The organism is Streptomyces sp. Y309 (genome assembly GCF_056712025.1).
Window position 1 is genome coordinate 7,592,149 of sequence record NZ_CM160048.1, and the last position, 25,643, is coordinate 7,617,791.

General features: G+C 72.8%; 22 protein-coding genes and 1 pseudogene. 19 read left to right on the forward strand and 4 right to left on the reverse strand.

The features are described from left to right. Positions 1-54 precede the first annotated feature (54 nt). Together AC0KTA_RS31575 and AC0KTA_RS31580 are read left to right on the forward strand one after the other, a co-directional pair. Positions 55-606 carry a TetR/AcrR family transcriptional regulator gene (locus tag AC0KTA_RS31575; RefSeq protein WP_481051610.1) on the forward strand — a complete coding sequence of 184 codons (552 nt, stop codon included), beginning with the start codon at positions 55-57 and terminating at the stop codon, positions 604-606. Then, positions 603-2,144 (forward strand): MFS transporter, encoded by a 1,542-nt coding sequence (locus AC0KTA_RS31580; protein ID WP_481051611.1) that lies wholly within the window; start codon positions 603-605, stop codon positions 2,142-2,144. The genes AC0KTA_RS31575 and AC0KTA_RS31580 overlap by 4 nt, the downstream gene beginning before the upstream one ends. 324 nt (positions 2,145-2,468) lie before the next feature. Here the strand turns inward: AC0KTA_RS31580 and AC0KTA_RS31585 are convergent, their stop codons facing one another. Further along, the gene (locus AC0KTA_RS31585; protein WP_481051612.1) at positions 2,469-3,089 is read right to left on the reverse strand and encodes a lysophospholipid acyltransferase family protein; all 621 of its coding nucleotides are present in this window, start codon (positions 3,087-3,089) and stop codon (positions 2,469-2,471) included. A gap of 552 nt (positions 3,090-3,641) precedes the next feature. Here AC0KTA_RS31585 and AC0KTA_RS31590 point away from each other — a divergent pair. From AC0KTA_RS31590 to AC0KTA_RS31600, 3 genes are all read left to right on the forward strand, one after another. Beyond that, on the forward strand, positions 3,642-4,820 hold the full coding sequence (locus AC0KTA_RS31590) for a glycerophosphodiester phosphodiesterase (RefSeq protein ID WP_481051613.1): 1,179 nt from the start codon (positions 3,642-3,644) through the stop codon (positions 4,818-4,820). 117 nt (positions 4,821-4,937) lie between these two features. Continuing rightward, positions 4,938-5,489: a sigma-70 family RNA polymerase sigma factor gene (locus AC0KTA_RS31595; RefSeq protein ID WP_481051614.1), complete on the forward strand. Its 552-nt coding sequence runs from the start codon at positions 4,938-4,940 to the stop codon at positions 5,487-5,489. A 40-nt stretch (positions 5,490-5,529) separates the two neighbouring features. Then, positions 5,530-6,033 carry a GNAT family N-acetyltransferase gene (locus AC0KTA_RS31600; protein WP_481051615.1) on the forward strand — a complete coding sequence of 168 codons (504 nt, stop codon included), beginning with the start codon at positions 5,530-5,532 and terminating at the stop codon, positions 6,031-6,033. On the opposite strand, the gene AC0KTA_RS31605 is transcribed toward AC0KTA_RS31600, so the two are convergent. After that, complete coding sequence (locus tag AC0KTA_RS31605) at positions 6,030-6,530, reverse strand: hypothetical protein (protein ID WP_481051616.1); 501 nt, start codon at positions 6,528-6,530, stop codon at positions 6,030-6,032. The two genes, AC0KTA_RS31600 and AC0KTA_RS31605, sit on opposite strands and share 4 nt — an antisense overlap. Next, on the reverse strand, positions 6,511-6,870 hold the full coding sequence (locus AC0KTA_RS31610; RefSeq protein ID WP_481051617.1) for a hypothetical protein: 360 nt from the start codon (positions 6,868-6,870) through the stop codon (positions 6,511-6,513). Before AC0KTA_RS31610 ends, AC0KTA_RS31605 begins: the two co-directional genes overlap by 20 nt. Positions 6,871-6,959: 89 nt before the next feature. Here AC0KTA_RS31610 and AC0KTA_RS31615 point away from each other — a divergent pair. The 10 genes and pseudogenes from AC0KTA_RS31615 to AC0KTA_RS31660 all read left to right on the forward strand — a co-directional run bounded on the left by AC0KTA_RS31615 (position 6,960) and on the right by AC0KTA_RS31660 (position 21,530). Next, positions 6,960-7,638: pseudogene (locus tag AC0KTA_RS31615) on the forward strand (HAD-IA family hydrolase). Positions 7,639-8,061: 423 nt separating this feature from the next. Continuing rightward, the gene (locus tag AC0KTA_RS31620) at positions 8,062-9,135 is read left to right on the forward strand and encodes a methionine ABC transporter ATP-binding protein (protein WP_481051618.1); all 1,074 of its coding nucleotides are present in this window, start codon (positions 8,062-8,064) and stop codon (positions 9,133-9,135) included. Next, positions 9,132-9,881, forward strand: coding sequence for a methionine ABC transporter permease (locus tag AC0KTA_RS31625; RefSeq protein ID WP_481051619.1), 750 nt, complete (start codon positions 9,132-9,134; stop codon positions 9,879-9,881). Before AC0KTA_RS31620 ends, AC0KTA_RS31625 begins: the two co-directional genes overlap by 4 nt. Before the next feature lie 87 nt (positions 9,882-9,968). After that, entirely contained in the window at positions 9,969-10,802 is an 834-nt protein-coding gene (locus AC0KTA_RS31630) for a MetQ/NlpA family ABC transporter substrate-binding protein (protein ID WP_481051620.1), read from the forward strand. A 1-nt stretch (position 10,803) separates the two neighbouring features. Then, on the forward strand, positions 10,804-11,634 hold the full coding sequence (locus tag AC0KTA_RS31635; RefSeq protein WP_481051621.1) for a MetQ/NlpA family ABC transporter substrate-binding protein: 831 nt from the start codon (positions 10,804-10,806) through the stop codon (positions 11,632-11,634). A gap of 207 nt (positions 11,635-11,841) precedes the next feature. Continuing rightward, entirely contained in the window at positions 11,842-12,504 is a 663-nt protein-coding gene (locus AC0KTA_RS31640) for a GNAT family N-acetyltransferase (RefSeq protein WP_481051622.1), read from the forward strand. Between the two features lie 290 nt (positions 12,505-12,794). Continuing rightward, positions 12,795-14,033: a precorrin-6y C5,15-methyltransferase (decarboxylating) subunit CbiE gene (cbiE, locus tag AC0KTA_RS31645; protein ID WP_481051623.1), complete on the forward strand. Its 1,239-nt coding sequence runs from the start codon at positions 12,795-12,797 to the stop codon at positions 14,031-14,033. Between the two features lie 341 nt (positions 14,034-14,374). Continuing rightward, positions 14,375-19,078 (forward strand): nicotinate-nucleotide--dimethylbenzimidazole phosphoribosyltransferase, encoded by a 4,704-nt coding sequence (cobT, locus tag AC0KTA_RS31650; RefSeq protein ID WP_481051624.1) that lies wholly within the window; start codon positions 14,375-14,377, stop codon positions 19,076-19,078. 257 nt (positions 19,079-19,335) lie between these two features. Then, positions 19,336-20,580 (forward strand): uroporphyrinogen-III C-methyltransferase, encoded by a 1,245-nt coding sequence (gene cobA, locus AC0KTA_RS31655; protein WP_481051625.1) that lies wholly within the window; start codon positions 19,336-19,338, stop codon positions 20,578-20,580. A gap of 131 nt (positions 20,581-20,711) precedes the next feature. Further along, complete coding sequence (locus AC0KTA_RS31660; RefSeq protein WP_481051626.1) at positions 20,712-21,530, forward strand: TrmH family RNA methyltransferase; 819 nt, start codon at positions 20,712-20,714, stop codon at positions 21,528-21,530. Between the two features lie 127 nt (positions 21,531-21,657). On the opposite strand, the gene AC0KTA_RS31665 is transcribed toward AC0KTA_RS31660, so the two are convergent. Next, positions 21,658-23,142 carry a serine/threonine-protein kinase gene (locus AC0KTA_RS31665; RefSeq protein WP_481056635.1) on the reverse strand — a complete coding sequence of 495 codons (1,485 nt, stop codon included), beginning with the start codon at positions 23,140-23,142 and terminating at the stop codon, positions 21,658-21,660. A 196-nt stretch (positions 23,143-23,338) separates the two neighbouring features. Between AC0KTA_RS31665 and AC0KTA_RS31670 the strand changes: the two genes are divergently transcribed. The 4 genes from AC0KTA_RS31670 to AC0KTA_RS31685 all read left to right on the forward strand — a co-directional run bounded on the left by AC0KTA_RS31670 (position 23,339) and on the right by AC0KTA_RS31685 (position 25,634). Then, entirely contained in the window at positions 23,339-23,605 is a 267-nt protein-coding gene (locus tag AC0KTA_RS31670) for a hypothetical protein (protein ID WP_481051627.1), read from the forward strand. A 236-nt stretch (positions 23,606-23,841) separates the two neighbouring features. Further along, on the forward strand, positions 23,842-24,045 hold the full coding sequence (locus tag AC0KTA_RS31675) for a hypothetical protein (RefSeq protein ID WP_481051628.1): 204 nt from the start codon (positions 23,842-23,844) through the stop codon (positions 24,043-24,045). Positions 24,046-24,322: 277 nt separating this feature from the next. After that, positions 24,323-25,267 carry an aminoglycoside phosphotransferase family protein gene (locus AC0KTA_RS31680; protein ID WP_481051629.1) on the forward strand — a complete coding sequence of 315 codons (945 nt, stop codon included), beginning with the start codon at positions 24,323-24,325 and terminating at the stop codon, positions 25,265-25,267. A gap of 70 nt (positions 25,268-25,337) precedes the next feature. Beyond that, positions 25,338-25,634 (forward strand): TFIIB-type zinc ribbon-containing protein, encoded by a 297-nt coding sequence (locus tag AC0KTA_RS31685; protein ID WP_481051630.1) that lies wholly within the window; start codon positions 25,338-25,340, stop codon positions 25,632-25,634. Positions 25,635-25,643: the final 9 nt, after the last annotated feature.

Consider the following 25,643-nt stretch of genomic DNA (forward strand, 5'->3'; position numbering starts at 1 on the left):
GACTGCGATACCGCTCATGAGACAAATATGTCTCATGTGGGCTATGGTTGTCTCATGTCAGTCGATCGTGATCAGGTGCTGCGCAGCGCCGCCGCCCAGCTCACCCGCAAGGGCTCCTCGACCATGGACGAGGTCGCCAAGGCGTCCGGCATCAGCCGCGCCACCCTGCACCGCCACTTCGCCGGGCGGGACGCGCTGGTCCGCGCGCTCGAAGAGCTCGGCCTCCAGGAGTGCGAGGCGGCGCTGAACGCCGCCCGGCTCGACGAGGGCAGCGCGGGGGACGCGCTGCGGCGCCTGATCAAGGAGATCGAGCCGGCCGCGGGCCTGCTCGCGTTCCTCGTCACGGAGAACCAGCTCTTCGAGGGCGACGCGCAGCACGAGGGCTGGAGCCGGCTCGACGTCCGTGTCGCCGCCCTCTTCAAGCGCGGCCAGGAGAGCGGCGAATTCCGGATCGACCTCACCCCGGCCTGGCTCACGGAGGCGCTGTACGGCCTCATCTCCTCCGCCGCCTGGGCCGTACTGGACGGCCGCGTGGCCGGCAAGGACTTCTCGTACATGATCGCCGAACTGCTGATCGGCGGCGCACAACGGAGAGTGGAATCATGACAAGCACCGAACAGCGCATACGGCAGGCGGAGGTGGAGCGGCACCCAGGTCGCTGGCTCGCCCTCGCGGTGCTCGCGCTGGCCGTGCTGCTCGTCGCGGTGGACGCGACCGTCCTCGGCCTCGCGACGCCGTACATCAGCGAGGATCTGAAGCCCTCCGGCACCCAGCTGCTGTGGATCGGCGACGTCTACTCGTTCGTGATCGCGGGTCTGCTGGTGTCCATGGGCAGCCTCGGCGACCGCATCGGCCGCAAGAAGCTGCTGCTCACGGGTGCCGTCGCGTTCGGTGCGGTGTCCGTGCTCAACTCCTATGCGACGACGCCCGAGTTGATGATCCTGGCGCGCGCCCTGCTCGGTGTCGCGGGCGCGACCCTGATGCCGTCCACGCTCGCGCTGATCCGGAACATCTTCCACGACCCGCGCGAGCGCAGCATCGCCGTCGGCGTGTGGGGCGCGATGGCGTCGGCGGGCGCGGCGGTCGGCCCGGTCGTCGGCGGCTTCCTGCTCGAACACTTCTGGTGGGGCTCGGTCTTCCTGATCAACCTGCCCGTGATGGCGGTCCTCGTCCTCGTCGGCATCAAGATGCTGCCCGAGTCGAAGAATCCGGCGCCTGGGCCCTGGGACCTGATCAGCGTCGCCCTGTCGCTCATCGGCATGATCGGCATCGTGTACGCGATCAAGGAGGCGGCGGCGCACGGCTTCCGCTGGGACGTCGCGGCGTCCGGCGCCATCGGTGCGGCGGCGCTCGTCTGGTTCGTACGTCGTCAGCTCACGCTGCCCGCACCGCTGTTGGACATGCGGCTGTTCCGCAACCGCGGGTTCTCGGCGGCCGTCCTCGCCGACCTGCTGACCATCCTCGGCCTGTCGGGCCTGGTCTTCTTCCTCTCCCAGTTCCTCCAACTGGTGCAGGGCAGGCAGCCGTTCGAGGCAGGTCTCGCGGAATTGCCCGCGGCCGTGGGCGCGGTGACGGCGGGTCTGATCGCGGGCACGGTGGCGCGCCGGTACTCGGTGCGCGCGGTGGTCGCGGGCGGGCTCGCGGCGGTGGGTCTCGCGCTCGCCTCGCTGACCGTGCTGAGCCAGCAGACCGGCTATCCGCTGCTCGGCGCGGCGCTGCTCGTCGTCGGCGTCGGCGCGGGTTTTGCCTTCACGGTGACCGCCGACGTGATCCTCTCCAGCGTCCCGAAGGAACAGGCGGGCGCCGCGTCCGCGGTCTCGGAGACGGCGTACGAACTGGGCGCGGCCCTCGGCATCGCCCTGCTCGGCTCCATCGTGACCGGTGTGTACCGGGACTTCACGGCCCCGCCGGGCACCCCGGCCGACGCCGCGTCGGCGGCACACGACTCGCTGGGCGGCGCGGTCGAGGCGGGCGCGGGCCTTCCGGCCCACACGGCCGAGCCACTGCTCGCCGCGGCCCAGGACGCCTTCGTGGACGGCCTGCGCCTGGCCGCGGGCGTGGGCGCGGCGGTGCTGCTCGCCACGGCGGTGGCGGCATGGTTCCTCTTGAAGGGCCAGAAGCTAGAGGACGGCGTCGAGCACTGAGCGCTTCGCCGGCGGTGCTTTCCCTGCGGGCCGGTGGGGGCTGGTCGCGCCCCGCGGCGGAGCCGCATGTCGACACAGTCCCGCGCCCCTTACGGGGCGCTCCGTACCGCAGCGGACTTCTTCGCTGCACTACCGCTGTGGGGCAATCGCGCCGCAGGGGCGGGACGGGACTGCGACCGCTCACCGCTGTGGGCAATCGTGCCGCAGGGCGGCACGGGTGGGCACAGCCCCACGTGCCGGGTGCGGAAACGGCAACGCCCGCTCCGGTGCCGGGGGTAAAACCCCAGCCCCGGTGCGGGCGCACCGTAAACAACCGAGCCCGGGCTACGCCGCCTTGGCTTTAGTGGCGTAAATGTCCACGTACTCCTGCCCGGACAGCAGCATGACCTCCGTCATCACGGAGTCCGTCACCGCGCGCAGCACATAGCGGTCCCGGTCCATACCGTCGTACCGAGAGAACTCCATCGCTTCCCCGAAGCGGACAGTCACCTTGCCGGGCCGCGGCAGCCCCTTGCCGCCGGGCTGCAGCTTGTCCGTGCCGATCATCGCGAAGGGGACGACGGGCGCGCCGGTCATCAGGGTCAGCCGTGCGATACCGGTGCGGCCGCGGTAGAGACGGCCGTCGGGGGAGCGGGTGCCCTCGGGGTAGATGCCGAAGACCTTGCCGTCGTCGAGGATGCGGCGGCCGGTCATCAGCGCGGCCACACCACCGCGGCCGCCGTCGCGGTCCACGGGGATCATGCCGACGCCGGTGAAGAACCACGCCATGAGGCGGCCCTTGAGGCCCTTGCCGGTGACGTACTCGTCCTTGCCGATGAAAAAGACGGGCCGGTGGCACACCAGAGGCAAAATCATCGAGTCGATGAACGTCAGATGGTTTCCGGCCAGAATGACGGGACCGCTACCGGGGATGTTCTCGGCGCCTTCGACCCGCGGGCGGAACATCAGGCGCAAGATGGGTCCAAGCACTGCCTTGATGAGCGCTAGACGGGACAACAGGTCCTCCGGTGTCAACGGGTCGACGACGAGTCTGTGCAGGTGAGGACCATACTCGCGGGCCCCCGTCGATTGCACATCGGGTTCATGCGACCGATACGCAGAGTTGACCTGGTTTTGCCCGCTGTTGCCCCCGCGAGGACCCCACAGTGACGACGGTATCGCTGTGCGAACTGCGTGGCTTGTCCGAGTGGTGCTTCTCACGCGGGACGCGTCCCGCGGCCGGAAGTCCTCTGGCGCCCGCGAGCCGGGGCGCGCACGCCGATCGCACCCGGCCGCCCCCTTCGGGCCCCCGCGCGCCGCACCCACCAGGCGGAGTCGTCCGCACCCGCCCCGCGGAGTCACCCGTACCCGCCCGGCGGAACCATCCGCACTGGACACACCGCGTCACCCGCCCGTTCGGCCCCAGGTCTCCCACCCGCCACCTGCGGCCCTCTACGATCGGTGCCGCTTTGTCAGGTGCAAGGCGGCACACGGCGGTACACACAGAGGGAGCGCTCAATGGCGACGCAGGAATCGGGTCGGCGGCGGACGGGAACGAGCCCGGGGCGGCGCGCGGTGCTCGGGGCCGCGGTGCTCGGGGCGGGCACGGCCGTCGTCGGGGCGCCGGGCACGGCGGCAGCAGACGAGAAGCACGGGCACGGGCACGGGGGCGGCAGCCATCACGACCTGCCCGTGCCGACCGTCGTCGGGCACCGCGGGGCGAGCGGCTACCGGCCCGAGCACACGCTCGGCTCGTACCAACTCGCCCTGGACATGGGCGCGCACGTCATCGAGCAGGACGTGGTGCCGACGAAGGACGGCCATCTCGTATGCCGTCACGAGAACGACATCACCGGCACGACGGACGTCGCCGCGCACCCCGAGTTCGCGGGCCGCAAGACGACCAAGACCGTCGACGGCACCAAGCTGACCGGCTGGTTCACCGAGGACTTCACGCTCGCCGAGCTGAAGACGCTGCGCGCCAAGGAGCGCATCCCCGGCACCCGTCAGCGCAACACCCTCTACGACGGCCGCTGGGAGGTCCCCACCCTCGAAGAGGTCTTCCGCTGGGCGGAGAAGGAAGGGCGCAAGCGCGGCCGCCGCGTCTGGCTGCACATCGAGACCAAGCACCCCACGTACTTCCGCAAGCTGGGCCTCGGTCTGGAGGAGCCGCTCGCCAAGCTGCTGCGCCGCTACGGCCGGCACAAGAAGAACGGGCACACCTTCCTGCAGTCCTTCGAGCCGAGCAGCCTCCAGCGCCTGGACAAGCTCGTCGGCAACCCGCTCGTGCTGCTGCTCGACGGTCCGGGCACCCGCCCGTGGGACTTCGTCGAGGCGGGCGACCCGCGCACCGTCGACGACCTGGTCAAGCCCGAGGGCCTGAAGTGGATCGCGTCGTTCGCGCAGGGCATCGGCCCCTGGCTGGACCTGATCATCCCCAAGGGCCCCGACGGCAAGCTGGGCACGCCCACCACCCTGGTCCGTGACGCGCACGCCGAGGGCCTGATCCTGCACCCGTACACGATGCGCAACGAGAACACCTTCCTGCCCGCCGACTTCAAGAAGGGCACGGACCCCAGCGCGTACGGCGACGCCTTCGGCGCGTTCAAGGTGTACTTCGCCACCGGCATCGACGGGATCTTCTCCGACAACCCGGACACCGCGCTGCTGGCCGCCGCGGACTTCGCCGACAACTGAGTCGCCCGCCGCATCGCTGCTGACCCGCATCGTCAACGGGTCCGCCGGAAGCCCCAGTTGGGGTGAGGCGCGGCCGTTCCGGAAACCCACCACCGGAACGGCCGCGTCCACATCGGCATGACCCCACCGCCACCGCCGCTCCGCACGCGGCCGTCGTCACTCTCGTACGACCTGGTCACCACCCTCCGCCCGCTGCTCGCCGCCGAGGCATCCGCCGAGGCGCATGGCTGCGGTGCCGACCCCGGCGACCTGGAGCAGGCCGTCTGGCTGCGCCTGCTCGAACACCTGGACGTCGGGGGCCCGCCCGCCGACCCCGCCGCCTGGCTGCGCGCCGCCGTCCGTGACGAGGCGCACCGCACCCGCAGCGCGATCCGCCGGGAGCGGCCCTACGCGACGGAGCCCGCCGACCCGCGCGGCGGCCCCGAACAGCGGGCGCTGCGGGCCGACCGGCACCGCACGCTGTACGCCGCCGTCCGGAAACTGCCGGGCCGCTGTCCGCGTCTTGTGGCTGCGCTTCTGTCGCCCAAAGACCTCACCTACCGGGAAATCGCAGGGGAGTTGGGAATGTCACAAGGATCTTTGGGGCCGGAACGTTCCCGATGCCTGGGATGCCTGCGCAGAATGCTCGCGCAAGAGGTTGCGACTCCGGACCCATGGGGAAAGGAGTGAGGGACAACCGGCGGAGCAGGTGAGCGGGAGGCATGCACACATGGGCATGAGCGTGACCATCTCGGAGGCGGCCGACACGGACGCCGAGCAGATCCTCAAACTGCAGTACCTCTGCTACCAGAGCGAGGCCGAGCTGTACGGCGACTACTCGATCGAGCCGCTGACGCAGACCCTCGACTCCATCAAGGCCGAGCTGGCCGCGGGCAGCGTCCTGGTGGCGCGCCTCGGCGAGGAGGTCGTGGCGTCCGTGCGGGGCACGGTCGACACGTCGGGCACGGCCCGCATCGGCAAGCTCATCGTGCACCCGCGGATGCAGCGGCACGGCCTGGGCGGCCGGCTCCTCGACGCCATCGAGCGCCGTCTCGGCGAGAGCGGCACCGCCCAGCGCTTCGAGCTGTTCACCGGCCACCGCAGCGAGAGCAACCTCCAGCTCTACCGCAAGCACGGATACGCGCCCGTGAGTACCCGGCGCGTGGACGACCGCCTGACGGTGGTGACCCTCTCCAAGGACGCCGAGGCGGGGGCGTACGTAACGAGCGCCTAGGCCTCGTCGGGGCTGCCGGTTCCGGCGGCCCCGATGTGCTCGCGGGACTTGCGTAGCCAGAACACCGCGGTCACCGGCAGCAGTACGGGAATGAACAGATAGCCCATGCCGAAGTCCGACCAGACCGTGGCGTCCGGGAAGGCGGAGGGCTCCGCGAGGGTCCAGGCCCCGACGGCGAGCACCCCGGCCAACTCGGCGGCGCAGCACACCAGCGCCGCCTTGCGGGCCGTCTCCCCGCCGCGTACGAGCGAGTACGTGATGAAGCCGTAGACGACGCCCGCGATCGCGGACAGCGTGTACGCGAGCGGGGCCTTGCCGAAGTCGGTGGAGATCTGGACGGCGGAGCGCGACACGGCGCCCACGACCATCACGCCGTACAGCCACACCAGCAGGATGCCGGGGCCGGTGATCAGCTTCTGCCGCGGCGGCTTCTGCTGCTTCTGCTCCGTGCGGGGCTCGTCGTCGGTCACCGTCACCTCAGCCTCCCCAGATGTCATAGAGCCGCACTTCGAGGACGGCGAGGACGACGCCGCCCGCGGCGACGGTCAGCGAGCCCCAGCGGGTGCGCTCGGCCAGCGACATGAAGCCCGCCGCGGGCACGCACGCGAACGAGCCGATCAGATACGCCACGAAGATCGTCGTGCCCTGCTCGGGATCCTCGCCCCGCGCCAGCTGCACGATGCCGACGATCAGCTGGACCAGCGCGAGCAGGGTGACCACACCCATGCCGATGAAGTGCCAGTCCTTCGTCGGCTGGTCCCGGTACGCGGCGTGACCGCACCAGGCCGCGAGCGCGAGCGCGGCCACGGAGGTCGTGACGGTCAGGGCAACAAGCATGCCGAGACCCTATTACGGGCCAAAAGGCCCGGTGTGCTCGGCCCCGGGGCCCAGGATCGGCAGGCGGGTGCCCCCGTATCGTCGAGGCCATGAAGATCCAGGCTGAAGCGCTCCTGTTCGACAACGACGGCACCCTCGTCTCCTCCCTCGAGTCCGTCCACCGCTGCTGGACCCTCCCCCACGCCTGAAGGGCGCGGGGGGACCCCCTCGGCGGGGGAGTACGGGATCACCGCCGAGGAGTTCCAGAAGGTCGAGCTGCACGGTCGTCCCGCCGTCGAGATCGTCGCCGACCTGCTGCCCGCCGAACGCGTCGACGAAGCCGTGGCCCGGATCGACGAACTGGAGGTCTCCGACGTCGCGGGCGGCGTGGTCGCGCTGCCCGGCACCCTCGACCTGCTCGCGTCGCTGCCGCCCGAGCGCTGGGCCGTCGTCACCTCCGCGACCCGCCGCCTTGCCGAGGCCCGCCTCGCCGAGGTCGGGATCCGCCCGAAGACGCTGATAGCCGCCGACGACATCACCCGCGGCAAGCCCGACCCCGAGCCCTTCCTGCTCGCGGCCCGCACGCTCGGCGTGGACCCCGCGCGCTGCGTCGTCTTCGAGGACGCCCCCGCGGGTCTCACCGCCGGCCGGGCCGCCGGGATGACCACCGTGGCGTTGACCACAACGCACACCGCGCCCGAGCTGTCCGCGGACGTCGTCGTGCGGGACCTCTCGGCGGTGTCCGCGCAGGCCACGGCGGGTGGCGTGGAGATCGTCACCGGCGCCTGAGCGCCGTACAAGGAGTGACGTGCGGCGTCCGCCGCCGTCCCACGGGCGTCCGCTATTCGGACAGCGGTGGCGGGACGCGGCCGCACGCGTGTTTTACTGTTCCGCATGACCACGACGAGCAGCCGCACCCTTGCGACCGAGGCGATCACGACGCCCGGTGCTCGTTGTATGTGTCGAATGTGCGCCTTCTGAGGGCCCCCGCACCACTGAGAGCCTCGCGCCCCGAAGCGAAGCCGCTGTGCCGCGCCCCTACGCCACGTACGCACCCGCAGGAGTCACGTACGGATCCGTAGGAAGCGAGCCTGCCCCGCGCACACGTCCTCCGGTTCTTCTCCGACATCGCGAGAACCGTGCCGCGTTCCGAACGAATGCCCCGTGCCCCGGCGCCACCGCGCCGTGCACTCGACAGTGACGGAAACCCCAGTGATCACCACTTCCGGCCTGACCAAGGTCTACCGCTCACGCGGTCGTGAAGTAACCGCCATCGACGGAGTCGATCTCCATGTGCGGGAAGGCGAGGTGTACGGCGTCATCGGCCAGTCCGGCGCCGGCAAATCCTCGCTGATCCGCTGCGTCAACCTCCTTGAGCGCCCCACCTCCGGCACGGTGACGGTGGCCGGCCAGGACCTCACCGCGCTCGCCGGGCGCGGCCCGCGGGCGGGCAGGGAACTGCGCGCGGCCCGCAGCCGCATCGGCATGGTCTTCCAGCACTTCAACCTGCTGTCCTCGCGCACGGTCCAGGACAACATCGAGCTGCCGCTGGAGATCCTCGGCCTGTCCGGCAAGGAACGCTCCCGCAAGGCGCTCGAACTCCTGGACCTGGTCGGCCTCTCCGACAAGGCGAAGGTCTACCCCGCACAGCTCTCCGGCGGCCAGAAGCAGCGCGTCGGCATCGCCCGCGCGCTGGCCGGCGAGCCGAAGGTGCTGCTCTCCGACGAGGCGACCAGCGCCCTCGACCCGGAGACCACCCGCTCCATCCTGGAGCTCCTGCGCGACCTCAACCGCCAGCTCGGCCTGACCGTCCTGCTGATCACGCACGAGATGGAGGTCGTCAAGACGGTCTGCGACTCGGCCGCGCTCATGGAGCGGGGCCGGATCGTGGAGTCCGGCACCGTCAGCGAACTGCTCGCCACCCCCGGCTCGCAGCTCGCCTCCGCGCTCTTCCCGGTCAGCGGCGAGGCCACCGGCGCCGACCGCACCGTCGTCGACGTGACCTTCCACGGCGAGGCCGCGACCCAGCCGGTCATCTCCCAGCTGTCGCGCACGTACAACATCGACATCTCGATCCTCGGCGCCGCCATGGACACCGTCGGCGGCAAGCAGGTCGGCCGGATGCGCATCGAGCTGCCGGGCCGCTTCGAGGAGAACGTCGTCCCGATCGGCTTCCTGCGCGAGCAGGGCCTGCAGGTCGACGTGGCCGGTGACGGGCCCGCCGGGATCCCCGCGCAGGACGCGCCCGCGACCGCCGCCGCGCTGGTGAAGGAAGGTGCCAAGTGACCTGGTCGGAGATGCAGCCCCTGCTGGAGCAGGCCTGTTGGGACACGCTCTACATGGTCGGCTGGTCGACGCTCATCGCTGTCGTCGGCGGTCTGCCGCTCGGCATCCTGCTGGTCCTCACCGACCGCGGCGGGCTGCTGCAGAACAGGCTCGTGAACAAGGTCATCGGGCAGGTCGTGAACATCGCCCGCTCGATGCCGTTCATCATCCTCATCGTGGCCCTGATGGACTTCACGCGCTGGGTCGTCGGCACCACCATCAACCGCGAGGCGGCCATCGTGCCGCTCGCGATCGGCGCCATCCCCTTCTTCGCCCGGCTCGTCGAGACGGCCGTGCGCGAGGTCGACCACGGCCTGGTCGAGGCCGTGCAGTCGATGGGCGGCAACACCTGGACCGTCGTACGCAAGGTCCTCGTGCCCGAGTCGCTGCCGTCGCTGATCTCCAGCGTCACCACGACGATCGTCGTGCTCATCGGCTACTCGGCGATGGCGGGCACCGTCGGCGCCGGCGGACTCGGCGACCTCGCCATCCGCTACGGCTACCAGCGGTTCGAGAACGAACTGATGTGGATCACCGTGGGCATCCTCGCCGTGGTCATCTCCGTCATCCAGTTCGCCGGCGACTACGCGGCGCGCGGCATGCACCGCCGCGGCGGCGGCTCCGGCGCCGCGCCCCGGCTGAGGCTGCTGCGCGGCAAGAAGGCGCCGGCCGGCGCGGCCGAGCCGGAGCCCGTCAAGGCTTCCTGAGTTCCCCAAAGGCTTCCTGAGTTCCCCCCAGCACCACCCCGCACCACCACCGCGGGGGTGTACCACCCATGGAGAAAGGCACTTTTCGTGCGTAACACCATCAAGATCACCGCTGCCGTCCTGGCCACCGGAGCCCTCACCCTCGGGCTCACCGCATGCGGCTCCGACAAGGGCTCCGCCGCCGACAAGGACGGACCGCTCATCGTCGCCGCGACCCCGACGCCGCAGGGCGAGATCCTCGACTACGTCCAGAAGAACCTGGCGAAGAAGGCGGGCCTCGACCTGGAGGTGAAGGAGTTCACCGACTACGTCACGCCGAACACCGCCGTGCAGCAGGGCGAGGTCTCCGCGAACTACTTCCAGCACAAGCCGTACCTGGACGACTTCAACAAGAAGAACAAGACGGACATCGTTCCGGTCCCGGGCGCGACGGTGCACCTGGAGCCGCTGGGCGTCTACTCGAAGAAGATCAAGAAGCTCGACGAGCTGAAGAAGGGCTCGACGGTCGCCGTCCCGAACGACACGACCAACGAGGCCCGCGCCCTCAAGCTGCTCGCCGACAACGGCATCCTCAAGCTCAAGGAGGGCGTCGGCTTCGCCGCCACCCCCAAGGACGTCGTCTCCAACCCGCTCGGCCTGAAGTTCAAGGAGCTCGAGGCCGCCCAGCTGCCGCGCTCCATCAACGACGTCGACGCCGCGGTGATCAACGGCAACTACGCGCTGGAGGCCGACCTCAGCCCCGCCAAGAACGCCCTCGTGGCGGAGAAGGCCAAGGGCAACCCGTACGGCAACTTCCTCGCCGTGAAGAAGGGCGAGGAGAACGACCCGCGCGTGCAGAAGCTCGCCAAGCTCCTCACCTCGCCCGAGGTCAAGAAGTTCATCGACGACAAGTACGACGGCGCCGTCGTCGCGGCCTTCTGACATGGGCAGGGCCGTCATCGCCGCCGCGGCCGGGGCCCTCGCCCTGTCGCTCGGCCTGACCGCCTGCGGTGCGGGCTCCGGCTCCGACGGCGACCGGCTCGTCGTCGGGGCCACCCCCACCCCGGCCGGTGAGGTCCTCGCGTACATCCAGCAGAACCTGGCCGAGAAGGAGGGCCTGGACCTCCAGGTGCGGGAGTTCACGGACTACGTGACGCCCAACACCGCGCTCCAGGAGGGCTCCCTCGACGCCAACCTCTACCAGCACACCCCGTACCTCGACGACTTCAACAAGTCCAAGAAGACGGACCTGGTGCCGGTGACCGAGGTCTATCTGCCGCCGATGGGCGTGTACGTGGACGGCGGCCGCGGGGCACTCAAGGACGTGACCGGCCTGCGCCCCGGTGCGACCGTCGCCGTCCCCAACGACACCACCAACGAGGGCAGGGCGCTCCAACTGCTCGCCTCCAAGGGCGTGATCGAGCTCAAGAAGGGTGCGGGTGCCGAGGCCACCCCCGAGGACATCGCCGCCAACCCGAAGAAGCTCACCATCAAGCCCCTGGAGCCCGCGCAGCTGCCGCGCTCCCTCAAGGACGTCGACGCGGCCGTCATCAACAACAACTACGCGCTCGACGCGGGCCTGAGCCCCAAGAAGGACGCCGTCCTGCTCGAATCCGCGAAGGACAACCCGTACAACAACGTCCTCGCGGTCAAGAAGGGCGACGAGGACGACCCGAAGGTCAAGAAGCTGGCCAAGCTGCTGACTTCGCCCGAGGTGAAGAAGTTCATCGAGGACAAGTACAAGGGGTCTGTGCTGCCGGTCACGGCCGGCTGACGCACCTCCTGTCCCGTCCTGACGCACCCCCTGGCCCGCCGCTGTCCCGTCCCCCGCACACGGGGTCCGCTCCACACGCCGGAGTGGACCCCGTGGTGCGTCTGCGCGCCCCCATGCTGCATGCTTGGCACTTCAGCAGGCCTGGAGGTCCTTGAGGACGTTGACGATTCACGGAGCGACAGGCCCATGAAGGTTACGGAGCGGCGCATGACCACAGCCTCCTCGGGCTCCTCCGGGTTTCCCGACATCTCCATCAGCACGGAGCGGTTGGTGCTGCGCCCGTTCGAGGAAGCGGACATCACGGCGTACGCGGAGATGATGAACGACGAGCTCGTCACCGCCTGGACCGCCGCGCCCCAGCCCTACACCGAGGCCGACGCCCGCGCCTGGATCACCGAACTCGCCCCCGCCGAGCGGGCCGAGGGCCGCGGGATCGTGCTCGCCGTGACCGAGTTCCTCACCCAGCGCCTGGTCGGCTCCGTGCGGCTGCGCCGCACCGACTGGCGCGTGCGCGCCAGCGAGCTCAGCTATGTGACGGCGCCATGGGCCCGCGGCGAGGGCTACGCCTCCGAGGCCGCGCTCGCCACCGCCCAGTGGCTCTTCCACGACCAGAAGTTCGAGCGCATCGAGCTGCGTACGGCCGCCGACAACACCGCCGCGCAGCAGGTGGCCCAGAAGATCGGGTGCATCAGCGAGGGGGTCCTGCGCGGCGCCTGGATAGCACGCGTCAGAAACGGCGGCGACCCGCTCGGCGGCTGGATCGACCAGCGCACCGACCTCATCGTGTGGAGCCTGCTGCCCGAGGACCTGGAGGGGGTCTCGGAGCAGCTCGCGGAGAGCGGCTACACCGCATTCTCCGACTGGAACTGACCTGCCTATGGGGCTGCGCCCCTTTCCCCGCTCATCGCCGCTCCGCGGCTCGTCCTCAAACGCCGGACGGGCTCTTCCCCCACCCACCCGCCCGCCCTTCATCTTTTAGCCCGTCCGGCGATTGAGGACGAGGCCGTTCAGGCCGATCGGGGGTCTGGGGGCGGAGCCCCCAGTTTCGGGAAGGGGCGGGGTTGGGGAGGCCCCCGGCGGGGCACCAGGTACGCTCCCCCTGGCCGCCCGCGGCGCGGCCCCCGCACCGTACGACCCGAGACCCCAGGAGACAGACGACCATGGCCGACCGGGTCACGGTGATCGGCTGGGACGGCTCGCCGCTGACCGCCGCGGCACGCTCGGCACTGAGCGCCGCCACCCTGGTCGCGGGCGCGGCCCACCACCTCGCCCTGCCCGAGATCCCGCCGACCGCGGAACGCATCCGCCTCGGCAGCGTCGCCCTCGCGGCCCGCCGCATCGCCGCCCACCGCGGCACGGCGGTCGTCCTCGCGGACGGCGACCCCGGCTTCTTCGGCGTCGTACGCACCCTCCGGGCCCCCGAGTTCGGCCTGGAGGTCGAGGTCGTACCGGCGGTCTCCTCCGTCGCCCAGGCCTTCGCCCGCGCCGGCATGCCCTGGGACGACGCCCAGATCGTGGTGGCCCACCGCCGCACCCTGCGCCGCGCGGTGAACGTCTGCCGCGCGCACAGCAAGGTCGCCGTGTTCACCTCGCCCGGCGCGGGCCCCGCCGAACTCGGCCTGCTGCTCGAAGGCGTCCACCGCACCTTCGTGATCTGCGAGGAACTCGGCACCGAACGCGAACAGGTCACCGTCGTCACCTCCGACAAGGCCGCCGACCACGCCTGGCGCGACCCGAACGTCGTCATCGTCATCGGCGGCACCGGCGCCATCGGCGGCACGGGCGGCCCCGCCGCCCACGACACCGGCTGGATCGCCGGCCGCGATCCCGGCACCGGCCCGCGCGGCTGGGCCCTGCCCGCGGCCGCCTACGGCGGCGAGCAGGAGCTCGGCGAGGGCGAGACCGACCGCATCCGCGCCGCCCAACTCGCCCGCCTGGGCCCGCGCGTGGGTGACCTCGTCTGGGACATCGGCTGCGGCACCGGCGCCTTCACCGCCGAGGCCGCCCGCTTCGGCGCCGCCGTCATCGCCGTCGACCGGGACCCGGACGCCTGCGCCCGCACGACCGCCGCGGCCCGCCGCTTCGGCGTGCACGCCCAGATCGTGCACGGCACCGCGCCGCACATCCTGGAGGACCTGCCCGAACCCGACGTCGTACGCGTCGGCGGCGGGGGAGCGGCGGTGGTCTCCGCCGTCGCCGACCGCCGCCCCGAGCGCATCGTCACGCACGCCGCGAACCGCGACGACGCCGAACTCCTCGGCCGGGACCTGACGGAGCACGGCTACGCGGTGGAGTGCGCCCTCCTCCAGTCCGTCGAACTCGACACCCGCGCCTGGACGGAGCGGAAGCGGACCGTCGTCTTCCTGGTCTCGGCGCTGCTCCTCGACCGGACGGCGTGACCCTGGCGACCCTGCCGCCGCGCCGTGCGCGGTAGGCTGGCCGATCGTTGTACCGCACCTGGGCACCCGGCGATTCGTTGGTCTGTGTCAGTCAAAGTCCGGAAAGCTCGCCCGTTTTGGGGGGTGCGTGTGGTACGGCGGACCGCGGGACGCGCGACGTGGCGCAGTCCACAGCGGACCGTGGCCGATCAAGCTGCCACGGCAGCGGTGCTACCGCGAGAATGCCTGTGGTCCGTACGCGGTGAGCTGTGGTCCGTACGCGGTGCGTGCCGCGCGGCACGTGCGCTCGTTGTTGATGACGGGCGGTCAAAGAAGGACTAACCGATGGGCGAGGGGTACGCATGACCGACACCGGCCAGGTCCCGGGCGAGGGACTGCCGGAGAACGCAGGCAGGGTGGAGCAGCCGGGCGTCCCCGCGCCGGCCGCGTACACCTTCCTGGACCCCTCCGAGAACCCCGCCGAGGACGACGACCTGCTGCTGATGCCGGGTGCCCAGGGCGCGTGGAGCGAGGCGCAGACCGCGCAGCCGGGCACCGGGCAGCCTGCGCCGGGCGGCCAGGCGGCCGCCGGATCGATGCCGGGCGGACCGATGCCGGGCGGGGGGCCCGTCGGGACGCCTGCCGGGACGCCCGCCGTTCAGGACGGTGCGGGACAGCCGGGCCTGGCACAGGGAGCGCAGAGACAGACTCAGGTGCAGCCCGGGGCCGAGGCGGCGCAGTTCGCGCAGCCGCCGGTCGGGCAGGTGCCGTTCGGCCAGGACGTCGCGGGCCAGGACGCGCCGGTTCAGGATGCCCGGGCAGCGCAGGACGCCCCGGCGGCGCAGCACGCGCCGGATCAGGGAGCCGTCGGCCGGCCCGTGGCTGCGGAGGCGCAGGCGCAGGCCGGCCCGGCCCAGGCCGGGCAGCCGGTGTTCGCCCAGGCTCAGTCGGGTCCGGAGCAGGCATCGGTCGGCCAGGGGCAGGCGTCGGCCGCCCAGGAGCACGCGTCGCTCGGTCAGGAGAGGGTCGCCCACCAGCCCGGACCGCACGAGACGTCCGGCAGGGACAGCGGTTCCGTCGACCTCACCGGCGTCCCCCTGCACGCGAGCCACGGCACCCCCACCTCGCACCACAGCCCCAACCGCCGCCCCCTGCACCGCGGCCCGGCCGCCCCCGCCGTGCCCGACGGCGCCGCGAGCCCCGTCCGCTCGCTGGCCGACCGGGGCCCCGCGGGAGGTACGCCGCACCCGATGCCCGTCCGGCAAGCGGGTCCGCCGACGAGCGGCCCCGAGTACCTCGACATCCCGCGCGACGCCGCCGCCGCGCTGCCCGGCCCGCAGCTCGGCGAGATCCCGCCGCAGGGCGCGGCCCCCTGGACCCCGCAGCCGCAGAACCCCCAGAGGACATCCGCGGAACCTCAGGGCGCACCTGCAGAAACGGTCGTCCCAGAGGGCGCGGCTGTCCCTGAGGCCACAGAAAGCACACCCGCGCCGCACGGCTCGGGGCTCGCTCCGGACCCGTCCGGCGCTGAACTCCCGTCCGGTGCGGCGGTCCCGTCCGGCGCTCAGCCCCCGTCCGACTCCTCAGCCCAGTCCGGCCCTTCGACCCCGGCGGACGGCTCCGCCCCGGTCGACGGCGCCGTCGCTTCCGTCGCTCCGGCCGCGTCCGACGCTCCGGTCCCGGCCGACGCATCGGGCCCTTCGGACGCCTCCGCACCCACGTCCGCGCCGAGCGCCCCTGGCGTGATGGAGGCATCGGGTGCACTCGACGCCGCGGACGCTCCGCACGCGCCTGCGGATGCGCCGGAGTCCACCGAGGCGCACGCGGGGCCGCCGGCGCACGCGCCGGGCACTACGCCCGCTCCGGGCATTCCTGGGGGTACGGAGGCCTCGGCGCCGAGTGCGGCGGACGCACCGGAGGCGCCGGTCGCCGACCAGGCGTCCGCGGCCAAGCACGCGGCAGCCGCAGATGCGGGCGCCGGTGCCGGTGCGGGTTCCAGCGCGGGTGCGCACGCCGCCCCCGCCCTCGGCACCCCCACCCCCGAAAGCACAGCCCCCGCAGGCGCGGGTGACGCCACCGACGCCTCCGCCACCCAACTGCCCCCGGCAGCCACCCAGCCACCCCCGGCCGACCCGGCCACCCCCGTCGAGCGACCCCCGAGAACGGACCGGCCCGGCTCGGCCGACGCCGCTCCGGACGCCGTGGCGCCCCCCTCCGCCCCGGAGTCCCTGACGGCACCCGGCCCCGAGCTCCCGACCGAGCCCGCCCAGGAAGCCGCGCCGCAGACCGCACCCGCGGCAGCCACCGCCGAGCCCGGCACCGCCCCCGCGGCCGAAGCCCTCGGCGCGCCCGCCACCGGCACGCCCTTCCCCGCCGCGCCCGCCGACGGCCAGGCCACCCACGCCCGGCACCCCGCGGTGGCGCACCCCGCGGTGGCGCACGCCGCCGGGCAGCCCATGGCCGCCGTGGCCCCGCAGGCCCCCGACGCCGCCCAGCCGTGGCCCGAGGCGCACGCCGTGCAGGGACCACACCTCGCGGGTGCCACGCTCCTCCAGGACGCCGCAGGGTCCGGGCAGCCGTTCGCGGGCGCCCAAGTGCCCGCGCCCATCGGCCAGTTCGTGCCGGTCGAGGGCTCGGTGCCCACCACGCCGCACCTCGCACCGACTCCGCCGCGCCCCCTCTCCGTACCGCCGGAGTACTTCGCGCCGGAACAGCCGCAGCAACTGCAGCAGCCCCAGCAACTGGAGCAGTCGCAGCAGCCGGAGCAGCCGCAACAGCGCCCCGAACAGCCGGAAGAGACCACGGCCCCCGACGCCCCCGCGCCCCGGTCCGCCGAGCCCACCCCGGACCCCGCTGCCGTACCAGCCGTATCAGCCGTACCGGCACAGGGACTTCCGGAGCAGGCCGACACGGCGCCCGGCGCCACGCCGGAGGCGGACCCCGCGCCCGGTACGCTCCAAGACGCCGGGCAGCCGGCAGCCACCGTGCCCGCACCCCGCGACGGAGGGCGGCCCACGGCCGCGCCCGCCGGGGCGGCACCCGCACCCGTCGACGCGGCGGAGGACGGCACCCCGTTCCCGTCCGCCCCGGAGACGACCGACCCCGACGAGCCGATGCACGTACCTCACCCGGCCGGACCGACCGACCCCGCAAGCCAGTCCGAGCAGCCCCCGGCGGCCGCCCTCATCGAGGCCGACGGGCCCGAGGACCTGTCCACGCCCGCCGAGCCGGCGGACGCGGACGGCCTGCCCAGGCCCATACTGCTCGACGACGACCCGGACGCCGGTCCTGACCTCGCCGAGCCCTTCTCCGCGGCGGCCGACGCCCCGATGGAACCCCCCGCTCCGGGCTACGCCGACGCCGAGCGCGAAGCCGTCCTGCGCGTCATGCGCGAGCGCCGCGACATCCGCAACGGCTTCCGCAGCGACCCCATCCCGCACGAGGTGCTGCTCCGCGTCCTGGAGGCGGCCCACACGGCTCCGTCCGTCGGCCACTCCCAGCCCTGGGACTTCGTCGTCATCAAGTCCGCCGAGACCCGGCGCACGATGCACGAACTGGCCCAGCGCCAGCGCGAGGCGTACGCGAAGTCGCTGCCCAAGGGCCGCGCCAAGCAGTTCAAGGAACTGAAGATCGAGGCCATCCTCGACACTCCGGTGAACATCGTCGTCACCGCCGACCCCACCCGCGGCGGCCGCCACACCCTGGGCCGCCACACCCAGCCGCAGATGGCCCCGTACTCCTCGGCGCTCGCCGTCGAGAACCTGTGGCTCGCCGCGCGCGCGGAGGGCCTGGGCGTGGGCTGGGTCAGCTTCTTCGACGAGCGCGAGATGGTCCGCGCGCTCGGTCTGCCCGAACACCTGGAGGTCGTGGCCTACCTCTGTGTGGGGTACGTGGACGAGTTCCCGGACGAGCCGGAGCTGATGCAGGCGGGCTGGTCCAAGCGGCGCCCGCTGTCCTGGGTCGTACACGAGGAGACGTACGGCCGTCGCGCGCTGCCCGGCGAGGACCCGCACGACCTGCTGGCCGAGACCGTGGGCAACATCCGCCCGCTGGACGCGAAGGCGCTCGGCGAGGCGTGGGAACGCCAGAAGCGCATGACGAAGCCCGCGGGCGCGCTGGGCATGCTGGAGATCATCTCCGCGCAGCTCAGCGGCCTCTCCCGGATGTGCCCGCCGCCGATCCCGGAGCCCGCCGCGGTCGCGATCTTCGCGGGCGACCACGGCGTGCACGCCCAGGGCGTCACGTCCTGGCCGCAGGAGGTGACCGGCCAGATGGTCGCCAACTTCCTCGGCGGCGGCGCCGTCTGCAACGCCTTCGCCAACCAGGTCGGCGCCGAGGTCTGCGTCATCGACGTGGGCGTAGCGAGCGAACTGCCCGCCACGCCGGGCCTGCTGCCCCGCAAGGTGCGCGCCGGAACGGCCGACATGACGACCGGCCCCGCGCTCACCCGCGACGAGGTCAAGGCCGCCATCGAGGTCGGCATCGAGACCGCCCGCGACCTGGTCGCGGCGGGCAACAAGGCGCTGCTCACCGGTGAGATGGGCATCGCCAACACCACGGCGTCCGCGGCCCTCATCTCCGTCTACACCGACACGGACGCCGCCGAGGTCACCGGCCGCGGCACGGGCATCAACGACGAGATGCACGCCCGCAAGGTCGAGGTGGTCCGCCGCGCCCTGGACCTGCACCAGCCGGACCCGGCCGACCCCGTCGGCGTCCTCGCGGCCATCGGCGGCCTCGAACACGCCGCGATGGTGGGCCTCCTCCTCGGCGGCGCCTCGCTGCGCACCCCCGTCATCCTGGACGGCGTGAGCGCGGGCGCGGCGGCCCTGGTCGCCCGCGCCATCGCCCCCGAGGTCCTCGCCGCCTGCATCGCCGGCCACCGCAGCGCCGAACCGGGCCACGTGGCCGCCCTCAACAAACTGGGCCTGCGCCCCCTGGTCGACCTGGACCTGCGCCTGGGCGAGGGCACCGGCGCCCTCCTGGCCCTGCCCGTGGTCCAGAGCGCGGCAAGGGCGATGCACGAGGTGGCGACGTTCGACTCGGCGGGCGTAACGGAGAAGTAGCGACTCCGGCAGCACCCAGTCAGCCCGCCCCGGCAAGTATTAAGCCCGTCGGGCGTTCGAGGACGAGGCCGAAGGCCGGTGAATCTCAGCCCGTCCGGCGTTTGAGGACGAGGCCGTCCAAGCCGAAAAGCGGGGGCCCGGGGGGCAGAGCCCCCGGTTTCGGGAAGGGGTGGGACTGGGGAGCCCCCGGCAGGGCCGCCACCCCCCACCGCCCCCGCCCCCCGCCCCACCCCAGGAAAGGCGCACAAGGAGCCCCCATGGCCGCAGAACACCCCGCCTACCCCGTAGGCCTCCGCCTCACCGGCCGCCGCACGGTCGTCCTCGGCGGCGGCCAGGTGGCCCAGCGCCGTCTCCCGGCCCTGATCGCCGCAGGCGCCGACATCCACCTCGTGTCGCCCTCCGCGACCGCCTCGGTGGAGGCGATGGCGGACGCGGGCGAAATCACCTGGCACCGCCGCCCGTACGCGGAGGGCGACCTCGCCGAAGCCTGGTACGCCCTGATCGCCACCAGCGACCCCACCGCCAACGCCGCAGCCTCCGCCGAGGCCGAGCGCCACCGCGTGTGGTGCGTCCGCTCGGACGACGCCGACGCGGCGACGGCCTGGACCCCGGCCACCGGCCACAGCGAGGGCGTCACCGTGGCCGTCCTCACCACCGAGGCCAAGGGCCGCGACCCGCGCCGCACGGCCGCCATCCGCGACGCGGTGGTGGAGGGCCTGCGCGACGGCACCCTGGTCGCCCCGCACCACCGCACCCGCACCCCCGGCGTCGCCCTCGTCGGCGGCGGCCCGGGCGACCCGGACCTGATCACGGTCCGCGGCCGCCGCCTGCTCGCCGAGGCCGACGTGGTCATCGCCGACCGGCTCGGCCCGCGCGACCTGCTGAGCGAACTCCCGCCGCACGTCGAGGTGATCGACGCGGCGAAGATCCCGTACGGCCGCTTCATGGCCCAGGAGGCCATCAACAACGCCCTGATCGAGCACGCGAAGCAGGGCAAGTCGGTCGTGCGCCTCAAGGGCGGCGACCCCTTCGTCTACGGCCGCGGCATGGAGGAGGTCGAGGCGCTGGCCGAGGCGGGCATCCCCTGCACGGTGGTGCCCGGCATCTCCAGCTCGATCTCGGTGCCGGGGGCGGCGGGCATCCCGGTGACGCACCGGGGCGTGGCCCATGAGTTCACGGTGGTCAGCGGCCATGTCGCGCCGGACGACGAGCGGTCCCTGGTCGACTGGCCGGCGCTCGCCCGGCTGCGCGGCACCCTGGTGGTCCTGATGGGCGTGGACAAGATCGGCCGCATCGCCGAGACCCTGACCGCCCACGGCAAGCCGGCGGACACCCCGGTGGCGCTGATCCAGGAAGGCACGACGGCCGCCCAGCGCCGCGTCGACGCGACCCTCGCGACGGTCGCGGAGGCCGTGCGCACCCACGAGGTGAAGCCCCCGGCGGTCATCGTGATCGGCGCGGTGGCCGGGATGAACCCCGTGCACCCTGTGCACAAGGACTGACCGCCCCGCGGCCCGCCCGCCGACACCCGGGGCGGGCCCGCGACCACCCGGCACCTCACCAACGTAACCACCGGTAACGGAACTGGTTCCCAGCCGTTGGCACCTCATCCCGGACAAGGCAGTATCACCCTGTGGCCGATCTCCTCACCATCGAAGATCCCGACGACCCGCGCCTGCGCGACTACACGGGCCTGACCGACGTCGAGCTGCGCCGCAAGCGCGAGCCCGCCGAGGGCCTGTTCATCGCGGAGGGCGAGAAGGTGATTCGGCGCGCCAGGCTCGCGGGCTACGAGATGCGCTCGATGCTGCTCTCCGCGAAGTGGGTCGACGTCATGCGCGACGTCATCGACGAGGTCCCGGCGCCCGTCTACGCGGTCAGCCCCGACCTCGCCGAGCGGGTCACCGGCTACCACGTACACCGCGGCGCCCTCGCGTCGATGCAGCGCAAGCCGCTGCCCACGGCCGAGGAACTCCTCCAGTCGCACCGCCGCGTCGTGGTGATGGAGGCGGTCAACGACCACACGAACATCGGCGCGATCTTCCGCTCCGCCGCCGCCCTCGGCATGGACGCCGTGCTGCTCTCACCGGACTGCGCGGACCCGCTCTACCGCCGCTCGGTGAAGGTCTCCATGGGCGCGGTCTTCTCCGTGCCGTACGCACGCCTCGACTCCTGGCCGAAGGGCCTCGAAGGCGTCCGCGAGGCGGGCTTCAACCTGCTGGCCCTCACCCCCGACGAGAAGGCGAAGACCCTCGACGAGGCGGCGCCGCACCGCATGGACCGCGTCGCGCTGATGCTCGGCGCGGAGGGCGACGGCCTGTCCACCCAGGCCCTGGTCGCGGCCGACGAATGGGTCCGCATCCCGATGGCGCACGGCGTCGACTCGCTCAACGTGGGCGCGGCGGCCGCGGTCGCGTTCTACGCGGTGGCGACGGGCCGCCCGCACTCCTGAGTCCGACAGAACCGGCCTTCGCCGTCCCGGGGTTCGGCCCTCCGGTCCCGGGATCCGGCCGCCCGGCCGAGGGGGGACTGCACCCGGCTCAGGGGGCACGCCGCCCGGCCCAGGGCACACGCCCGCGTCAGCCCTGAGCCCCGCCCGCGGCCTCGGCCCCGACCTCCGGCCCCTCGGGCTGCGCCAGTACGACCCGTACGGGCTCTGGCACGACCCGCACCGCACGGTGCCCGTCGCGTACGTCGCCGAGTCCCCGCGCAGGCCCCTGGCACCCCTGCGCCGCGGCGATCCCCAGCGCGACCAGCAGCGTCACGACGACGAACACGAACAGCCGCTGCCGCAGCAGCCGCGGATTGGCGGGCCGCCGTCCCGTGCCCGTCGTGCGCGGGCCCTGCCGCCCGGCCCCGCTGCGAGGCGCGGGCCTGCTGCCCGAACGCGAGCCGTCGCGCGGCGCCGAAGGCCGCGAGCCGGACTGCGACCCACCCGTACGGGACCCACCAGTACGTGAGCCACCGGTGCGGGAGTCACCGGTGCGCGAGTCGCCGGTCCGTGAGCCACCGGTGCGGGAGTCCCTGGCCCGTGAGTCGCCCGTGCGCTGGCCGCCGGTACGCGGGGCCCCGGGGCGGGACGAGCCGCCGGTCCGGGGCAGGGGAGTGCCCGGCGCGGTGCGGCGCTGCGTGCGCTCGTCCGCGTACGTGTCGGGTCCTTCGTACGTGTCGGCGAGCCGGCCCGTCGCCCGGTCCTGGTCCTGGCGCGGCGCGGGCGGCCGCACCTCGCTGAGGCCCTGCGCCTCGCGGGCCGCGATCTCCTTGAGCCGGAGCGACAGTTGGAGCGTGCTGGGACGTTCCTCCGGGTCCTTGGCGAGACAGGCCCGCAGCAGCGGGGCGAGCGCGTCGGGCACACCCTGGAGCTGGGCCTCCTCGTGCACGACGCGGTACAGCATCACTTCCGAACTGCCGTGCCCGAAGGGCGAGTCGGCCATGGACGCGTACGCGAGCGTGGCGCCGAGCGCGAACACGTCGGTCGCGGGCGTGACGGCGGCGCCGCGCACCTGCTCGGGCGCGAGGAAGCCCGGCGAGCCGACGGCCGTGCCGACATGGGTCAGGGTCGAGGCCCCCGTCGCCCAGGCGATGCCGAAGTCGATGATCCGGGGGCCCTTCGGGGACAGCAGGATGTTCGACGGCTTGAGGTCCCGGTGCACGACCCCGGCCTCGTGCACCGCGACGAGCCCTTCCGACAGCGCGGCGCCGACGACGGCCACCTCGGCCGCGGACAGCGGGCCCTCGGCGGCGACCTTGTCGTGCAGCGAGGGGCCGGGCACGTACTGCGTGGCGAACCAGGGCCGGTCGGCCTCCAGATCGGCCGCGACGAGCCGGGCCGTGCAGCCGCCGCGGATGCGCCGGGCGGCCGACACCTCGCGGGCGAAGCGCGAGCGGAACTCCTGGTCCTCCGCCAGATCCGGCCGGATCACCTTCAGGGCGACGCGCTGGCCACGGCGGTCGGAGCCCAGATAGACCACGCCCATCCCGCCGGCGCCCAGCCGCCTGTGCAGCCTGAACGAGCCGACGACACGCGGGTCCTCGCGCCTCAGGCGCATCATCGCCATGTTCATCCCCGCTGCCCGGTCCGTCTGACGAGCCACAGCTTACGTTTCCGTGGCCGGGCACGTGCAGAGGCCGCGCCCTCGCGGGCCGATCGATTGTCAGTGCCGGGTGGGAAACTTGAAAAGTGGTCAGGCACCGCGGGACACGGGGCATTTCCCGCCGCCCGACCGCTCAACCACCTGTCGCTGAAGGGGGATTGATCGCGTGAAGGGTGACCGCGTGGAGATAGTCGTGGACGCCGGCGACACGACGCGTACGTACGAAGTGGTGGCGAGCCGGGCAGGCCGCCGCGTGGAGACGGCCGTCCGCAGGGGAGTGGTGGAAGTGAGCGAAGTCACCCGCAGCGGCTCCGTGGTGCGCACCGCGCGCTTCATGGCGACGCGAGTCCTCGCCCTCGTGGAGCAGCCCGTCCCGAGGGAGGACAGCTCCGAACGGCCCGGACGTCCCCTCCGGGAAGACCCTGAGTCCTAGGTCCCCGTCTCCACCCACGGGAGTACTTGTGTGACGGCCGCTCATCCTCCGGGAGGCCCGCCAATCGGTACGAGGGCATGACGCCCGAAGTCCCCGGCGGACCTAGATTTGAGGTCAAGCGGCGGGTGCAGCACTCGTCCCCCGAGGTCAGACACCCGCCGCTGCCAGCTTCACCAGCAGAACCGACAACACCAGAGCCAACAGAAGAAGCAACAAAGTCAGGAAGGGAGAGAACCATGGCGGACACCGCGCCGCGGACAGTGATCCGCACACAGGGACGGAAGCTCTCCACCCTGGGCGTCCGGCCGTCCGGAACGCGCCACCCCCTGGTGGCCACGCTCATGGTCCTCCCTCTGGCAGCCCTGCTCACGGTCGCCTTCGGCGGCTGGGAGGCAGTGGTCACACAAGCGTCGTCCGTGGGCGTGATGCTGGGGCGCTGAGCGGCGCCCCAGGCCCGGAAGAGCGGTCCGGGCGGGGACATCCGGCCATGAAACCCCGTGGGGACGGGGGTGCGGCGGACGGCACGACAGCCCGCGCAGCTGGGGAGCTGCGCGGGCTGTTTCTTTTTCGGTGGGCTCGGAGGAGTTCGCGTACGAGGCTGAGGGCCGGTTCCTTGTGGGCCGAAGGCCGGATTCTTCACGGGGCCCAGGGCCGGTCGACGGCGCCGGGCCGTCCCGTACGCTCACGCGAGACCCACAGCCACATCCCGGGGGACCCGTGACCGCCCTGCTGCCCGCCCTGACCGCCCAGGCCAAGCTCAGGGCACACCGCACCCCCGACTGCGCCTGCAGCCCCCCGCCCGGCGTCCTCGCCGACCGCCCGGACGCCCTGGTGGTCCGGCACGCCGAGGTCGTGGCGAAGGCCCACGCCCCCGGCACCCCCGAGCCCGCCCTGACCGCCCGCCTCGCGGTCGCCGCCCACCCCGGCCTGGCCGACACCCTCCTCGCCCCGCTGTCCGGGCGCCCGACCCTCCTGCACGACCGCCTCGTCACCTTCTGGCCGCACGGCGCCCCGGTGGACCGCGACGACCCGGACGCGGCCCCCTGGGAGGCGGCGGCCACCCTCCTGGCCCGCCTGCACCGCACCCCGCAGGACCGGTTCCCGCACCAGCTCCCGCCGATGCGCGGCCCGGAGAAGGCCGCCCGCGCCGTGGCCCGGCTGCGGGCGGCGGCCCCGCACCCCGCCGCGTCCCCGGTGGAGCGGGCGTGGGCGGTCCTGCCGGCCTGGGCCCGCGACGAGGCCCCGTACCCGGGCCGGCCGCACCTGTGCCACGGCGACCTGCACCTGGGCCAGCTCGTGCGCACCCCCGCGGACCAGTGGCTGCTCATCGACGTCGACGACCTGGGCACCGGCGACCCGGCCTGGGACCTGGCCCGGCCCGCGGCCTGGTACGCCTGCGGGCTCCTCCTGCCCGAGGAGTGGACGCGTTTCCTGAACGCCTACCGCGCGGCGGGCGGTCCGGCCGTCCCCGCCGACGGGGCGGATCCCTGGCCGGTTCTCGACGTACCCGCCCGCGCCCTGACCGTGCAGACGGCGGCCCTCGCGATCACCAAGGCGGTGGCGGCGGAACGCGCCTTGGACGAGGTCGAGGAGACATTCGTGGACGCCTGCCGCCGCATGGCCGCCGTCCCGCCGGACTTGGCACCGACCGGTACGAAGTAGGGTGCACTGCACCGAAGCCGGGGCAGAGATCCGGCCAAGCAGTCACGACCGGCGAGGAGTTGAGCCGACCATGCAGTGCCCCAAGTGCCACGCACCGATGCACACGTACAACCGCAATGGCGTCCAGATCGAGCAGTGCAGCGGCTGCCGCGGGATATTCCTCGACTACGGCGAGCTCGAGGCGCTGACCCGTCTGGAGGGGCAGTGGAACGGTCACCAGGCCCCGCAGGCACCACCGGCGGCCCCGGCCTACCCGGCGGCGCCCGCGCCCGCCTGGGGCGCCCCGCACGGCGGTCACGGCGGTCACCATGGTCACCACGGCCACAAGAGGCACAAGAGCTTCGGGCACATGCTCTTCTCTTCCTGAGCGGCACAC